The 16,159-nt window shown below is 38.9% G+C and carries 12 protein-coding genes; 3 read left to right on the forward strand and 9 right to left on the reverse strand.

All coding sequences use genetic code 11. The annotated features are described in order from the left end of the window. Window positions 1-139: 139 nt before the first annotated feature. From SJY09_RS02725 to SJY09_RS02740, 4 genes are all read right to left on the reverse strand, one after another. Window positions 140-1,474 (reverse strand): GntP family permease, encoded by a 1,335-nt coding sequence (locus tag SJY09_RS02725; protein ID WP_396637423.1) that lies wholly within the window; start codon window positions 1,472-1,474, stop codon window positions 140-142. Between the two features lie 127 nt (window positions 1,475-1,601). Further along, a complete protein-coding gene (locus SJY09_RS02730) occupies window positions 1,602-3,224 on the reverse strand; it encodes an alanine/glycine:cation symporter family protein (RefSeq protein WP_396637424.1) in 1,623 nt (540 codons plus the stop codon). 114 nt (window positions 3,225-3,338) lie between these two features. Further along, window positions 3,339-4,439, reverse strand: coding sequence for a hypothetical protein (locus SJY09_RS02735; RefSeq protein ID WP_396637425.1), 1,101 nt, complete (start codon window positions 4,437-4,439; stop codon window positions 3,339-3,341). A gap of 83 nt (window positions 4,440-4,522) precedes the next feature. Continuing rightward, window positions 4,523-6,685, reverse strand: a complete 2,163-nt coding sequence (locus tag SJY09_RS02740) for a thioredoxin domain-containing protein (protein WP_396637426.1) — start codon at window positions 6,683-6,685, stop codon at window positions 4,523-4,525. Window positions 6,686-6,844: 159 nt separating this feature from the next. On the opposite strand from SJY09_RS02740, the gene SJY09_RS02745 reads away from it, so the two are divergent. The 3 genes from SJY09_RS02745 (at window position 6,845) to trxB (ending at window position 10,688) form a co-directional block, all read left to right on the forward strand. Further along, window positions 6,845-8,443 carry an arylsulfatase gene (locus tag SJY09_RS02745; protein ID WP_396637427.1) on the forward strand — a complete coding sequence of 533 codons (1,599 nt, stop codon included), beginning with the start codon at window positions 6,845-6,847 and terminating at the stop codon, window positions 8,441-8,443. A 30-nt stretch (window positions 8,444-8,473) separates the two neighbouring features. After that, on the forward strand, window positions 8,474-9,607 hold the full coding sequence (locus tag SJY09_RS02750; RefSeq protein WP_396637428.1) for a formylglycine-generating enzyme family protein: 1,134 nt from the start codon (window positions 8,474-8,476) through the stop codon (window positions 9,605-9,607). A gap of 97 nt (window positions 9,608-9,704) precedes the next feature. Further along, window positions 9,705-10,688 (forward strand): thioredoxin-disulfide reductase, encoded by a 984-nt coding sequence (gene trxB, locus SJY09_RS02755; RefSeq protein ID WP_396637429.1) that lies wholly within the window; start codon window positions 9,705-9,707, stop codon window positions 10,686-10,688. A 56-nt stretch (window positions 10,689-10,744) separates the two neighbouring features. Here trxB and SJY09_RS02760 read toward each other — a convergent pair whose 3' ends face one another. The 5 genes from SJY09_RS02760 to SJY09_RS02780 form a co-directional block, all read right to left on the reverse strand. After that, on the reverse strand, window positions 10,745-11,191 hold the full coding sequence (locus SJY09_RS02760; protein WP_396637430.1) for a hypothetical protein: 447 nt from the start codon (window positions 11,189-11,191) through the stop codon (window positions 10,745-10,747). A 102-nt stretch (window positions 11,192-11,293) separates the two neighbouring features. Further along, the gene (locus SJY09_RS02765) at window positions 11,294-12,358 is read right to left on the reverse strand and encodes an aminotransferase class I/II-fold pyridoxal phosphate-dependent enzyme (protein ID WP_396637431.1); all 1,065 of its coding nucleotides are present in this window, start codon (window positions 12,356-12,358) and stop codon (window positions 11,294-11,296) included. Further along, window positions 12,358-13,368 (reverse strand): dipeptide epimerase, encoded by a 1,011-nt coding sequence (locus SJY09_RS02770; RefSeq protein ID WP_396637432.1) that lies wholly within the window; start codon window positions 13,366-13,368, stop codon window positions 12,358-12,360. Before SJY09_RS02770 ends, SJY09_RS02765 begins: the two co-directional genes overlap by 1 nt. A gap of 186 nt (window positions 13,369-13,554) precedes the next feature. Next, window positions 13,555-14,277: a head GIN domain-containing protein gene (locus SJY09_RS02775; protein WP_396637433.1), complete on the reverse strand. Its 723-nt coding sequence runs from the start codon at window positions 14,275-14,277 to the stop codon at window positions 13,555-13,557. Between the two features lie 98 nt (window positions 14,278-14,375). After that, window positions 14,376-16,157 carry a PspC domain-containing protein gene (locus SJY09_RS02780; RefSeq protein WP_396637434.1) on the reverse strand — a complete coding sequence of 594 codons (1,782 nt, stop codon included), beginning with the start codon at window positions 16,155-16,157 and terminating at the stop codon, window positions 14,376-14,378. Window positions 16,158-16,159: the final 2 nt, after the last annotated feature.

Here is a 16,159-nt window from a genome sequence, read left to right on the forward strand (position 1 = left end):
AAGCGTTCACTTATAAAAGTGAACGCTTTTGTTTTAATTGGCACCGCCAAAGGGTATAATATCCTAAAGCTTGCCTCGAAATTAAATGTTAGTTTCCTACGAATGTCTCGTATTCTTACCCCGAGGTAGTTTACTGAATTTAAAGTATCAGCGATAATAAAAATATGAATAAGGCACAAGAGATACCTACAACAAAAGTGCCTAGGCTATATAGTTTGTAACCAGTTTTAACATCCATACCGGTAAGTTGTGTTACAACCCAGAAAGCGCTGTCGTTTGCGTGTGATACCACCAGACCGCCCGCTCCTATAGCTACTACTAATAGTGCTTTTTGAATTTCCGTATCAAATCCCATAGCGTTCATTAAGGGAGCCATTATAGAGGCCGCAGTAATTAAGGCTACAGTAGAGGAACCTTGGGCAGACTTTATCGCCGCAGTTAAAAGAAACGGTAACCAAATGCCCATACTTACACCTTCAAACAAATGAGCGATAACATCACCTATACCAGAATTTTGAAGAATTTTTCCAAAGATACCTCCAGCTCCTGTAATTAAAAGTATGGTAGAGGCACTTAGAAAAGCTTTGCCTACCCAACCAGACTCGGAAAATAATGATTTATCTAATTTTTTAGGTAGTGTAAAGGCCAATAGCATTCCAATAATCAAGGCAATAAGCGGAGTCCCTATAAAAGAAATTAGTTGAAACAAAAAAGTGCTAGCTAGGGTTTCGTTGGCGTAGAAACCTATCAAAGATTTACCAACTATTAATAGAATAGGCGCCAGAATAGGTAGAAAAGACTTGAATGCGTTAGGCGCTGCCTCCATTTTTTTTTCAATATCAGCTTGTGAAAGTTCAGGATTAGGGTCTATGTATGTTTTTCCGGCTACTTTTTTGGAAAAGATAATAGCGATAATAAGCCCAAACAGACTAACTCCCAAACCCACTAGCATCACAAGACCTATATCTGCATCTAAGATACCTGCCGCAGCTATAGGGCCTGGAGTGGGCGGTACTAGAACGTGTGTAAGCAAAAGACCGAGCATGAGGGCGACGCCCGTCCCCGCTATAGATAGGTTGGCTTTTTTGGACAAAGACTTATTTAATGGATTTAGAATTATAAAACCACTATCTGCAAAAACGGGTATGGATACAATATAGCCTATGATGCCCATGACTGCATGAACATTTTTCTTCCCAATTAATTTCAATACTAATTCCGCCATTTTATAGGCTCCACCCGTATTTTCTAGAAAAGCCCCTATAACTACCCCAAGTAAAATGACGAGACCAATTTTACCCAAGGTTCCACCAAAACCCTCTTCAATGGAAGAAAGTATCAGGTCAAATGACATACCAGTGGTTAAAGCAAAAAAGAAAGATGCAAGCAAAAGAGCCAAAAATGGGTGCACATTTAGTTTGGCAGTCAGCAGGATGATTAAAGCAACACTTACCACTAATAATAGTAATATCATTTTCCTTAATTTTTAATTGGGTCGATTTTTGTATTATTTGTTCAAAGCCATGAAACTACTCGGCCACGAACTTCTTAAAAATAAGGAACTTATTCGTATCGATAAATACAGGTCTTGTTTAAATCTTCTATTTGGTTTGAAGTTTTATAACGTTGAAATACTTGTTCAGTTCGCGCTTCACTTTAGGAAAAAGAAAAAGAAGGCCAATCATGTTTGGAAATACTAACGCAAGAATCATCGCTTCCGAAAATTTGATAACTGCTTCTAGCGTCACTGCCGCGCCAAGGACTGTAAAAATCAGGAAAATAAGCTTGTAAGCTAAATCACTTCTTTTACTTCTCCCAAATAGAAATTTCCATGCCTGTAATCCATAATAGGACCAAGAAAGTATAGTAGAAAATGCAAATAGAATAACGGCGATTGCAAGTGCAAATGATGATCCCGGAATGGCCGTATCAAAGGCAAGTGAGGTAATATTGACGCCACCTAGTCTAGAACCATCTTCCATTAGTGCAAGACCGTTTACAACATCACCATAAATAAAGGCACCGTTTTCATTGAACATGATTATAACTAGTGCGGTCATGGTACAAATGACAACCGTATCTATAAAAGGCTCTAGTAAACCTACAAGCCCTTCAGAAGCCGCAAACTTCGTGTTTACAGCAGAATGTGCTATCGCCGCAGAACCTGCACCAGCTTCGTTTGAGAATGCCGCCCTTCTAAAACCTTGTATCATAACTCCTATGAACCCTCCCGAGATAGTTGCTCCTGGCGTAAAGGCTTCGCTGAAAATTAGACCAAATGCATCATCAATAAAAGTATAATTGGAGCATATGATGAATAAAGCGGCACCGACGTATAAAATCGCCATAAGCGGGACTATTTTTTCAGTTACTTTAGCAATGCGTTTAATTCCTCCAATAATCACGATTCCTACGCAAAGCGCAAATACAAAACCGATTATACTACCCGAGGAAGCTCCTTCTAGCCCAAATTGTGCTATTATTTGCGCTGCAGCTTGGTTGGTTTGAAAAGCATTACCACCTCCAAAGGATGCACCTACACATAATACCGCAAAAGTGATGGCAAGTACTTTGCCCAATCTTTTAAACCCTTGTTCTTTTAAACCTTGTGACAAGTAGTACATAGGGCCACCATATACGTTTCCATCGATATCAATATCCCTATATTTTACACCTAGTGTACATTCCACAAATTTGGAGGACATTCCTAGAACACCCGCTACGATCATCCAAAAGGTGGCACCTGGCCCTCCAAAGGAAATGGCAACTGCAACCATAGCAATATTGCCTAGACCAACAGTGCCCGAAACGGCAGTAGCCAGCGCTTGGAAATGATTTACTTCTCCGTGCTCACTTTCATCCTTAATTGTACCTTTTAGGTCTTCATTTGATTTTGCTAACTCTGAATTTTGGGCAGTATCTATTTTTTCCAAGTCATCATATTTTCCGCGAACTACCTGAATAGCGGTAGGAAAATGTCTGATATTTATAAACCCAAAATAAACAGTAAAGAATAAGGCTCCTGAGAGTAAAAAAATAAGAACAATAGGAATACCTACACCCATAATTGTAATTTCAGTAAAGACTAGATTTTCCCACCAAATAGCAATTGGCATGAATGCATCATTTACTGTTTCGTCCAAACCTTTGGACTGCGCACTTAAGAGCACTGGAAATAGGACTAGATTAAATACTACAAGAAAGAGTTTACGCTTAGCGGTCATAATTTATAATTTGACCGCAAAATGCATTTGCTATATTTTTAAAAGCTAGGAAGTCAGAAAAAATATATAAATGTCAGTAGATCAGTTACTGACAAAGATCGCTTAATGTCTTAGTTAAAGGGAAATATTCTCCGGAGGAATGGCCAAACGAATTTTTCTTTCTCGCTTTTCGGACATTTCAAAAAGTGAGTTTTTCAAAGGGGTAAGATGATGTTCCTTGGTCCAATTACCCTTTCCAAAAAGTCCGTCTAGAATACCTGTTAGCAGGCGTTTTATCTCGTTGTAGTCGTTGATATCGTATACCCTTTTTCCGCTATCAAAGTTTTTAGGTCTAATTTCTAACCACGCATTGCTCTGTAATTTTCGGTTCTCGGCAAATTTTAGAAATAGCTTATATACGGTAGGAGTGAGGTCTATTTTTCGTTTGCCCTTACCTGGCATTCCTTGAATACTAATCATATGCCCAGTTTTCACTTTTTCAAAAAAGATTTTTAAGTCTGTAGTTTTTGGTAATATATTTTCTGATAGTTCTTTGACCCAACTTAGTGCTAAGGCAAAAAATATCATTATTAAGCATGTTTTAAAGATTGCAGAGAACAAGTTAAGGTTAACCGATGCGTCCGTAAGTTTATAAAACTGGGCAACTAGGGTAATGAAAATACAAATAATAGATAACCAGGCGAGGAGCTTCAATCTTCTTTTTGCGAAGGATTCCCACAAGACAAAACCTAAAAATCCTAAGGTCATTACGGCATAGTAAACGTCCAATTCGCTGATGATGGCAATAGTTTTTCCTGAGAACATTTTACTAATGGTAGGTAGCAAAGAAAACAGAAAGGGAAGCCCAACGATAAAATGCCAATATTTAGATTTAATGATGGGTTCCAGTGGTTTAGGTAGAAAACGAAACCAGGGTAAGGCTAGTAAAATAAGGAGACTATTGGTCAGCGAAAGAATACTCCGCCAACCTTCCATTAGTATTATATTATCAACTGCTTGCTGATTATAATATACTTCTAAAATACCCGAGATGCTCCAACATAACAATGAGAGCGCTAACCAAACTTGTCCAAAATCGTGCTGCTTTTTACCAATATGCCACCATATAGCGAACAAGGAGAGAAAGGCAAATAAGCACACCGAAAACTGCCACCAACCATAAAAGGCTACTATTTCTTTATTTTGAACTACAAGAGATTGAAAAGAGGAAAACATGGTTAATTGCTATAGTGCCCAAATATAGCTAAAATCGTTCTTCATTAATTTTGATTAAGATGAAGTCTTTATGCTTTTTAAAACTAATTGAAGCCATTAAAATCCAAGGTCTGCGTACGCGCATACGTTTTTGGCGGGTCTAGAATGTGCAGTGCCTCTTCAACGGTTTTCACAGGTAATTTACAGGTGTTGTCTTGGCATACATAAATAAAAGTTCCGTCCTCGGAAAACCTACCTTCAAAAAGAGGCAGGTTACTTTCCGTAGTGCTGCCTACCAAAAGTATATTAGGAACATGATTAGCACCCATATTTTTAATTACACTTTCTGCATTTTCACCAACTACGGCGACCTCATAGAAGGGATAGGACATATTTAAAAGAAGTGAATTCCATTTTGCGTAAGAGTAAGGAGTTTCCTGTGAAACTCCTACCATGGAAGAAACCATAGTTTTTGATTTTTCTAAATCATCTTTATTGTAGAGCATATGTCCCAATTGAAACAGGTTATGCGCCATAATAGCATTGGAAGAAGGGATAACACCATCATCAGTCTTTATCAGTTTTGCGATAAGTTTATCTCCCTCGTTATAGGTGTACATCCCTGATGATTGGTCATTGAACTTCTGTTGCGCGGTCCGCGTCAATTCTTGGGCTAGTGTTAAATGTTGTGTGTTTAATGTAGCACTATACAGGTTTAAGGCGGCATTGGCTAAAAGGCTATAGTCTTCTAAAAAGGCATCAATATGTTTGCTATCCTTTTTATAGGAATGTCCCAGTTGTTCGTTTTGGTAGCTGTTAGCTAGTACGAATTGAAGAATACCCTCTGAATTATCCAATAAAGTTCCTGTTCCTAAAGCAGTGTAAGCTTTGAGATAACCATTCATTAGTAACGCATTCCATGAGGTCAATATTTTATCGTCTGTTCTGGGGCGAATCCGTTTTGCCCTTGCTTTCATCAACTTTGTTTTCCATTTTATTTTCAGGTTTTCCAATGCTGATTTGGATATGGGATGCTCTTCTAGAAATTGGGTATCGTCCATAAGCCTATGAAGTACATAATTCTCTTTTTCCCAAACGGCTTGCTCTTCAATGGTATAATAAGCAGCGAAGAGCTCAAAATCATTAGCTAAAATTAATTTTAGTTCTGGCACCGTCCATACGTAAAACTTTCCTTCTTCACCTTCACTATCCGCATCTAAAGCAGCATAATAACCGCCTTCAGGATTCTTCATTTCTCGCTCAAGAAATTCGATTGTCCCCAAGATAACTTCCTTATATAGTGGTTTTTTAAAAACTTGGTACGCTTTGGAATATAGGCTTAGGGCTTGCGCATTGTCATATAACATTTTTTCAAAATGCGGAACTTTCCACTTGGAATCCGTGCTGTAACGGAAAAAGCCTCCGCCAATGTGATCGTAAATTCCGCCGAGGGCTATTTTGTCAAGGGTGCGTTCAACATGTTCAAGAGCTGCTTCATCTTTTGCGAGTAATGCATAGTCTATGAGAAAGTCCAGATTAGAAGGAAGCATAAATTTTTCTTCCCTAGTATCACCTCCCCAAACTTCATCCCACAAAGGTTTCCAGTTTCTTATACTATTAAAGATGACTTCTTTGTTAAGTTGTGTAAAATCATCCGAGGGGGCTATTAAATTGACTTCTTGAATACCTTTCGCCACCATATCCGAATATTGCGCAGCTTTTTCAGGGTCTTCATTATAAAGTCTACTAATCTCTGTAAGAACTTTTTTCCATTGTTCTTTTGTGTGGTAAGTACCACCGTATAGTGGTTTGCCATTAGGCAGGGTAATTACATTAAGAGGCCAACCCCCGTTCCCTTTCATTAATTGAACTGCTGTCATGTAAATCTGATCTACATCTGGGCGCTCTTCACGGTCCACTTTTATGTTTACGAAATTAGCGTTCATTAATTGGGCGATCGAATCGTTCTCAAAAGTTTCTTCTTCCATAACATGGCACCAATGGCAAGAAGAATAGCCTATGCTTACCAGAACAAGCTTGTTCTGTTCTTTTGCCTCGTCTAACGCATCTTGGCTCCATGCCCGCCAGTCCACGGGATTATGTGCATGCTGAAGCAAGTAGGGACTAGTTTCATTGATTAGCGCATTGGTGTATTTATGTTCTGAGGCTTCTTTCTTAGATTGATTTTTACAAGAGGCGAGGATGGTTAGGAGAATAAGGGTAACTCCTAAATAACGAGAAATTTTGATGATAAAATAATTGAACATCTTTTATGTATCTAATTAGGACTAAGGTGAACTAGCTTAATTTGCCACTAACCTTTGCTAGTGTAATTTACTCATTTTATGAATTTTACTAAGGTCTTTTTTAGCATATTCATTATCTTTTAAGACTATAGTTTATAAGTAACTCAAGATTAAAAATTTATGAAGCACCTATCATCTATTTTTTCTAGCAATAGGCAATACCTAGTACTATTTTTTATGGTCATATTCGCTGTTTCCTGCGCAGAGCAGAAAGAAGAAAAAGACATTGCGAAGGCTTCAAGGCCAAACATTATTTATATTCTAGCGGATGATCTTGGATATGGTGAAATAGGCGTATTCGGTCAAGAAAGAATTGAGACGCCAAATATTGATAAGCTTGCTAAAGAGGGGATGATTTTTACCCAGCACTATACCAGTGCACCTGTATGCGCTCCTGCAAGGTATATGTTCTTGACTGGAAAGCATGCCGGACATTCTTTTATCCGTGGTAACCATGAGTGGCGAGAACGAGGAGATGTTTGGAACTACAAGGCGATGGCAAAGGATTCTACCTTGGAAGGACAGCATCCAATGCCATTGGAAACAAAAACCCTTGCACATTATTTGCAGGATGTAGGTTATAGAACAGGAATGATTGGTAAATGGGGCTTGGGAGCTCCGCATACCAAATCTATTCCTAATGAAATGGGTTTTGACTTTTTCTATGGATATAACGGTCAAAGACAGGCACATACCTATTATCCTTTGCATCTTTACAAGAACAGAAACCGCGTTCACTTGGCTAATGATACCATAGCTCCCCATACACCTTTTCCAGAAGGAGCGGACCCTAATGATTTAGAAAGTTACGCTGATTTTAATCTTACGGGCTATGCTCCGGATTTAATGTTCAACGAATTAACACAATTTGTAGCGCGTAACAAAGCAGTTCCTTTTTTCATGTATTGGGCAACTCCTATTCCGCATGTTGCGCTGCAGGCACCTAAAAGATGGGTAGATTATTACATAGAGAAGTTTGGACCGGAAGAACCCTATCTATCGGGTGGTAAAAACAGTTATTTTTCTCATAGAAATCCACATGCCGCCTACGCTGCAATGGTATCTTACTTAGATGAGAATATTGGTAAATTGGTAGCAAAGTTAAAAAAAGAAGGAATTTATGACAATACCCTTATCGTGTTTACATCGGACAACGGTCCCAGTTATGCTGGTGGTGCAGACCCAGAATATTTTGCTAGTGCCAAACCCTTCGATGGGCGTTATGGCAGGGGAAAAGGTTTTGTCTACGAAGGAGGAATCCGAGTACCTACCTTCTTTACTTGGCCCAATAAAATAAAGGCAAATACAAAAAGTAACCATATATCTGCGCACTATGATATGATGTCGACTTTGGCAGATATTACAGGTTTTGAACCAAATACAAAATCAGATGGGATTAGTTTTTTACCGACACTTTTGTCTAAAGAAGACCAAGCAGCACATGATTTTTTATTTTGGGAATTTCCGGAATACGATGGGCAAATAGCAATACGGATGGGTGATTGGAAAGTAGTTCGTCAACATTTAAAAAGCCCCGATAAAGCAACTATAGAACTATACAATCTCGAGAATGACCCTCAGGAGTTAAACAATATCGCTCATGAACATCCAGAAATTATGGAAAAAGCAGCTGTAATTTTTAAAAACGAACATACCAAAGCAAAAGCGGAAAGATTTGAAATACCATTATTGGAGAGCGGACTATTAAGTGAAAAATAAGGTAACTTTACTTTTTAATTACCCCTATCAATGAAAAGACATTATGTAATCCAAGGTATAGTCTGTTTGTATTTAATCGGCTCTTTTTTGAGCTGCAAGGAAAACAAAACATTAAAAACAAGTAAAAAAGAAACCGCAACAAAAGAGGTCAACGAAGAGGCACTTACACCACTTTTGGTTGATCAACCGGATATACTAGAAACACCAAAGGGCATGGTGTGGGTTCCTGGAGGCCAGTTCCAACAGGGAGCAGTACCCCAGGATAACATGGCTATGGCACATGAAAAACCGGCCGTTAAGGTTTCTGTGGATGGTTTCTTTATGGATATTACCGAGGTAACTAACCAACAGTTTAGACAATTCGTAACGGAAACAGGTTATGTCACCGTGGCCGAAAGAGTAATAGATTGGGAAGAATTGAAAAAACAAGTTCCTGAGGGAACCGAGAAACCTCATGATTCCATTTTGCAGCCCGGAGCATTGACTTTCAAGAAAGCTAAAAGTACCTTACCTAATCTTTACGATTTTTCACAATGGTGGAAATGGACCATAGGTGCAAATTGGAGACATCCTAACGGACCCGAAAGCTCCATAAAGGGAAAGGACAATTACCCTGTAGTACAAGTTTCTTATGAAGATGCCATGGCCTATTGCGAATGGGCAGGACGGAGGTTACCGACAGAGGCGGAATGGGAGCTTGCTGCCAGAGCGGGTAATTACGGAACAACCTACTTGTGGGGAGATGATGCAAGTGAGCTTTCAAAAAAGGCCAATACCTGGGAGGGCGAGTTTCCCGTTAAAAATACAGTGATAGATGGTTATGAATTACGGGCACCGGTAAAATCGTATCCCCCAAATGCCTATGGGCTGTATGATATGGCAGGTAATGTTTGGGAGTGGACCAGTGATTGGTACAATACTAATTATTACAAGGAGATGGCTACAGCGACCAGTGGTTTAAGAAACCCACTTGGCTCTGCAAGTCCGTTTACACCGAATAACCCCTATGCAAGGGAAAAGATTATCAAAGGAGGTTCTTTTTTATGTAGTGATTCTTATTGCGCTAGTTATAGGGTTTCGGCCAGAATGGGTTCCAGTATGGATTCCTCTCTAGAACATACAGGTTTCAGGACTGTGGCCTCTATCGATATGGTTAAAAACTAAAAAGCTAGCTCATTACAAACTGTTGATAACTTCACTGTAAGGTTTTTGTACAAAAACCTACTTTTGTATTGTATAATTTGAACGAAATTTAAAGACCATGTCGGATAAAATAGAACGAGTAAAAACTTTGATTATAGGATCAGGCCCTGCCGGATATACTGCGGCTATCTATGCAGCCAGAGCAGATTTAAAACCGATCATGTACACGGGAATGGAGCCTGGAGGACAATTAACAACAACAACCGAGGTAGATAATTTTCCTGGTTACCCAGAAGGTATAGATGGCCCTACCATGATGGTTCAATTACAGCAACAAGCCGAACGTTTTGGGACAGAAGTACGTATTGGCATGATTACCGCCGTGGAATTGAGTAAAGAAGTGGGCGGAATTCACAAAGTTACCGCTGATAACGATAAAATTATTGAAGCGGAAACTATTATCATATCAACAGGAGCAAGTGCTAAGTATTTAAATATTCCTAGTGAACAAAAATTACGGGGTGGTGGAGTTTCCGCCTGTGCGGTTTGTGACGGCTTCTTTTACAAAGGACAAGATGTTGCAATTGTTGGAGCAGGAGATACTGCTGCCGAAGAGGCTTCTTACTTGGCCAATATTTGTAATAAAGTCACTATGCTGGTAAGAAAGGACCATATGAGGGCTTCCAAAGCCATGCAGCATAGGGTAAATAGTCTTAAGAATATTGAGGTAAGGTACAATACGGAAGTTGATGAGGTTCTTGGAGATCAAGTTGTAGAAGGTTTACGCATGGTGAACAACCAAACAGGTGACAAGGAAGATATTGCGATTACGGGATTGTTTATTGCCATTGGTCATAAACCGAATACGGATATCTTTAAAGGACAATTGGATATGGATGAAACGGGTTACTTGATTACAAAAGGTAAATCTACCAAAACAAACCTACCAGGTGTTTTTGCTTCGGGAGATGCACAGGATAAAGAATATAGACAAGCAGTAACGGCAGCGGGAACAGGTTGTATGGCCGCTCTTGATGCGGAGCGTTATTTGGCGAGTATAGGCTCTGTTGAAGAAGCGATAGCGGACGATTATAATTTATAGTTTTTCTCTGTTCAATACAAATAAAAAAGCGGCCGTTAAAGCCGCTTTTTTATTTATTAATCAATTCTGCGATAATTTTCGGCAAAGGTTCTATTTCCGTCATCGTCCAAAGATATTTGACTGTACCTATCCTTATCGAGTATTAGCTCAAATGTAAAAATTTGAACCGTATCTTGAATGCCCATCATCACCGATGAGCCATACTCTAATCGTTCCTCTAATTCATCTTCGGTGTTAGTGTAGGAACCATATCCAAACCACTCCGCAGGATCGTCGGGTGAATATCGCGTCCACATAACCTTACCTTTACTGTAAATCTTAACTTGTCTATATCCATTTATGTTTTGTAGCGTGTCCGATACGCCAGACTCGTCGTAATTGTATCGGTTAATAAGTTCCCAGGTACCCTCCAGAGAAGAGGCGTTTTGTAGCTTTGAAGAAGTGATATTGGTTGCGGATACCAATAACAACATCAAAAAAACCAATCCAAGTAATTTTTTCATGGCTGTCTATTTTAGTGGTTATTAATACCATAAAAGATACGATTTAAAAAAATGAATTCATAAAATTATAACATAATAATTGATAATATGATAAATTTTAATCTAATTTTTAATGTATTTGTGATTAAAGCTGTTCAGTAATTGCACTAACTTTTCTAAGTCGGCGATTGTATGGCTTGCAGAAATAACAATTCTACTCATGGTTTCAGAGTCTTCGTTCGGATATCTAAAATCAGTAACAATGATTTTGTTTTTGAACAGATAATCTACCAGCGCTGGACTTTGAAAAGAGATGGTCGGATGTCCGGCCATGTGTCGTAATTTTTTATTGACGTCTAAATTTTTAAGAAAGAATTCTAAATTTTGTCTTAGTCTGTTTCTTCTATTTTTATAAATGCTATCTGCCTCTAGTAATGTTGCCATTGCGGCGGGACTGGGAGGACTAGAGCCACCATATAAAGAAGAATTTCGTAGAACTTCCATATCTTTTTTTGTCCCGAATATCGCTCCTGCCTGTAAGCCATATCCTTTCCCTAGGGAGCAACAAATGAATAATTCTTTTGCTCCAAGTCCAGAAAGGGATTGGTAGACACCACCTCCATTGTTCCCGACTATTCCTATGCCATGAGAGTCGTCTACAACTATTATGAGTTTGTTCAAGGGCAGTTTTTTTAAGGCCTGAAAATTCGGAAAATTCCCTCCGGAAAAGTCTACGGCATCTAAAAATAATACGGGAGTTGTCTTGTTTGTACTATTTAAATGATCTTCCAAGGCAATATTAAGACTGGCATAGGTGACATATGTTTTCGCCTCTTTACGGAAAAGTGCGGAGTGGGTATGTGGCACATAGAATAGTTTATACCGCTGTGATTCCATGAAACCGGCAAGGAACTGACCTGCTAAATAACCTGAAGAAAGGGTGATACAGGCTTCACTACCTACCAATTTTGCTAAATATTGTTCCGCCTTATCGTAAATAGAAAATTGAATATTAGATTTTCTTGAAGCCCCATAATTGGTTCCATAATTTCTAACATGTTTAATATATAATTCTTGAAATTCCGGTAAGTCTTGAAGTCCCAGATACGAGGTTCCGCCAAAGTACAGATATGGTATTCCTTCGATATGTAATTCGCGTCCTGGAAAAGAATCTATCTTAATGGCCATTATAGTAAGGTTACACCGCTACCACCTAATTTAGGAAATATTACCGTACCGTTCGATGCAATTTGCACCCCACGGGCAATATCTTCTTTTAGGAGCATGGCCCCATCCATATCTACATAATCCAGTTGAGGTATTAATTGTGCAATGGCAGATATGCCCACTGTAGATTCTGTCATACAACCCACCATAATTTTAAGTCCCAGCTCTTTTCCCTGAGTAATCATACGTAGGGCAGGAGTTAAGCCTCCGCACTTTGTGAGCTTAATATTGATACCACTAAAATGTAAGCTGCATTTTTCCACATCCGTTTCTAGTATACAGCTTTCATCAGCTATTACGGGTAACACACTATGATGCATCACCATTTCCATACCTTGCCAATCATTTGCTTTCAAAGGTTGCTCTAGAAATTCTACCCCCAACTCTTTAAGTAAAGGCGCATTTTTAATGGTTTCCTCTGGAGTCCATGCGCAATTGGCATCTATTCTAAATATGGCATCCGTGTGGTTTCTAAGTTCTTTTACAATAGCTACATCATCTGCCGTACCAAGCTTTATTTTATAAATAGGCCAAGGAAATTCCTTCATTTTTTCCACCATCTTTGGTATTGAGGCTATACCAATCGTGTAATTCGTTGTTGGATAAGAATCCGTTCGGGTGCCCCAAATGCTGTAAAGTGGTTTTTGCAGTAACTTGCCATAAAGGTCATGAGCCGCTAAATCTAATGCGCAAATGGTGAAATTTGTTAATCCTTTGGATAGTAAAAAAGCATGAAATTCCTCCGGAGTGGTTAATTTAAAACTATTAATTTCCGCTTGTATTCCCTCAATTTCGGCCATCATACTTTCTACCGTAATATTATAATAGGGGTTAGCGGTTGCTTCCCCATATCCCGTTTGTTCGTCCAGTGTTAGGCCAACAATTAAAGTGTTTTGGTAATCATGGGATTCCCTAGAGATGCTAAACGTATGTTTTAGGGGAAGAACATATTTTTTTAGACTAATTTGCATACTACTAATATAGTAATAAGCTTTAGGTGAATACATTAAAACCCACTGAAATTTCAGTGGGTTTTAATGTATTTTACTCGATAATCGTGATTAGAAATGCTCCGAGTTTTACCTCGAAATCAATGTGTTTTACCTTTCAATACCTCAGCGGCTTGCCCCGAGGTCGTCTTCTTGTTTTGGATATTACTAGTATTTATGCACGCTACCGGAGACCGATTTGTTCTTTTTGACCGTTGCATCACCGGAGTATGATATATTTCCTCCACTACTAGCGTCTGCGGTTAGTGCCTCGGAAACGTTTACGCTTACGTTTGAACCACTACTGGCCTCAGCCCTGCATTCCTCTGCCATTAAGTTTTTAGCTCTAATATTTGCGCCACTACTACCATCTACATAAACTTCTTTCGCTGTTCCGGATACATCCATATTTGCACCGCTACTGGCATCTAATTCTAATTCTGTTGCTTCTACCTCTACATTAAGAATAGACCCACTACTAGAAGATATACTTAATTCATTGCTCTTTACAGTATTCTGAGCGGTTAAATGTGCTCCACTAGAACTTTCTAGACCAGTAATATTTGGTAGGGATACAAAGACTTTTTTAGTAGATCTCCCAATATTTTCTATGGCATGAATTCTTAATTTACCATTTTTAATATCCGTCCCAATAAGGTCGATGATATTCTCATCTGCCTCAACGGAAATGGAAAAATCGCTTGCCTGGGTCACATATACCTCTATACCTTCCGAGGCTGAAACGTTTGTAAAATCGTCCGTAATATTCCTACTTTCCTCTACTACTACGCCGTTCCCTTTTTTTCCGGTACCAAAATTAACGTCGAAGGCACAGGATGATAGGAACAGTGCCAAAAATAATGCGATTGAAATTCTAACTAGTGTTGTCATGATTATTGTTTTTAAGATTGATGTAAAACTCTTTATTTTTTACTTTTTATGCGATTATAATGTACTCAATTGTTAAAAAGGAGCAATGAACCGTAGCATTACTGATCGTCCTTTGCTTTAATTTTTACGCCGTTCTCGTCTAACTTCATTTTAAATGATTCCCCATTATCTTGAACATCGATATCAATCCCGTCTTCGTTGATAATAATTTTACCCATTTCCCCGTCTTCATTGATATTTATGTCAATTCCTTGTCCGTTAATACGAATGCGATTGTTTTGATCCTCATTATCATAGTCTATATCATCTGGGCAATCCAAACATTCCAACTCTCCGGATTCTGTCATTTTCCACACGTAATCTTCTATGTTGTTCATATCCCTATCGGTATCTGCACGGAGTAACCAGCTACGAGAAGTGCCACTGTCATAGGTAAGTATTGTTCCTACCGGAATAAAAAGACTGGCCCGTACTTCTTGATCGTTAAACTTGCTATTACCAGAAGTTGCCAGGAAATCGTTAAATTCAATCGAATTCCCTGTAACTTCATAACTATAGTTTATTTTTTCCGCTATTTCTTTTGCTCTGGCGAAAGAAGGACCATTAGCCTCTCTGCGGATTTCCATCTTGAAAATGGAATCTTTAGATTTTTTAAGTCGTAGTCTCACATCTCTGGAAACTAAAATTTTGTTTCCGTCATCATCATGTGTCACAATCATATTACCCATGTGCATTTGATTGTCCCTATCATAATCATAGGCTACAAGATTAATGTTCAAGGTATCCGAGGGGTTTGCTATATAAATTTCACTTTCTGATGTAGTACTACCTGAATAGGCATGGCTGGCTGCTTCTCTTATGCCGAAAACGACGAGGAGAATTATAGAAAGTAACCATAGCCCCAATAAGCTGAACTTAGCTATGTTTCCTATGGATTTTAGGTTGGTCACCAGAATCTTCAGCCCTAAGTAAAGTAAGAAAAAGAAAGGGATACCTATGGCGAAGAAGGCTAGCAAAGACACCAACCATATGGGTAGGTTGCTAGAATTCACAACATTATAAAAGTCTATTCCGGGAACATGCACCATATCTAAAACGCCTACGGAGAGTAGCCCTATGAACAGGCCAATTAATGTTGAAGCTCCTATGATAATGAGCAGTATGCCGATGAACTTTCCAAAAATTTTGAAAAGAAACATGATAATATCTCCAAGGGTATCGAAAAATGTTTTACCACCTTTTTTGACGGTGTCACCTACTTTGTCGTAGTCTACACTTTTTACACGATCCGCAACGTCCTCAAAACCCTCTTTAACTTTACGCTCAATATTACTGATATTTACAGCTTCTCCGCGCATATCTAATTTCTGTGCAGTAGTACTGGCTTCTGGAATCAATATCCATAGTAGACCGTAAAGCAGGATAAATCCGCCACCGGAACCTATGGTCAAAAAGACCCATAGAATTCTTACCCACAAAGGGTCAATGCCCAAATAGTGTGCTAAACCTGAAGATACGCCGGCCACATATTTGTGTTCCGTATCCCTATACAGTTTTTTTACACGGGTCTGTTGCGATGTATTTCTTGTTCTAGGTTCATCCTCAAAGATATCCTCGTCTACCATGTAATCCTCTGGTTGGCCCATGATGGCAATGACTTCGTCTACCTCTTTTTGAGTAATTACTTGCCTTTCGTTTTCTAATTTTTCATAGAAAAGCTCAGCAATACGAGCTTCGATATCCGCTAAGATTTCATCGCTGCCAGGTGTGTTGGCAAAGGAACGTTTTACGGTTTCCAAATACCTTCGCATTTTGTTATACGCATCTTCATCCATGTGAAAAAGCGTGTTCGCTAGATTAATATTTATTGTCTTGTTCATTG

Source organism: Maribacter sp. R77961 (assembly GCF_044594925.1).
Taxonomy (GTDB): Bacteria; Bacteroidota; Bacteroidia; order Flavobacteriales; family Flavobacteriaceae; genus Maribacter.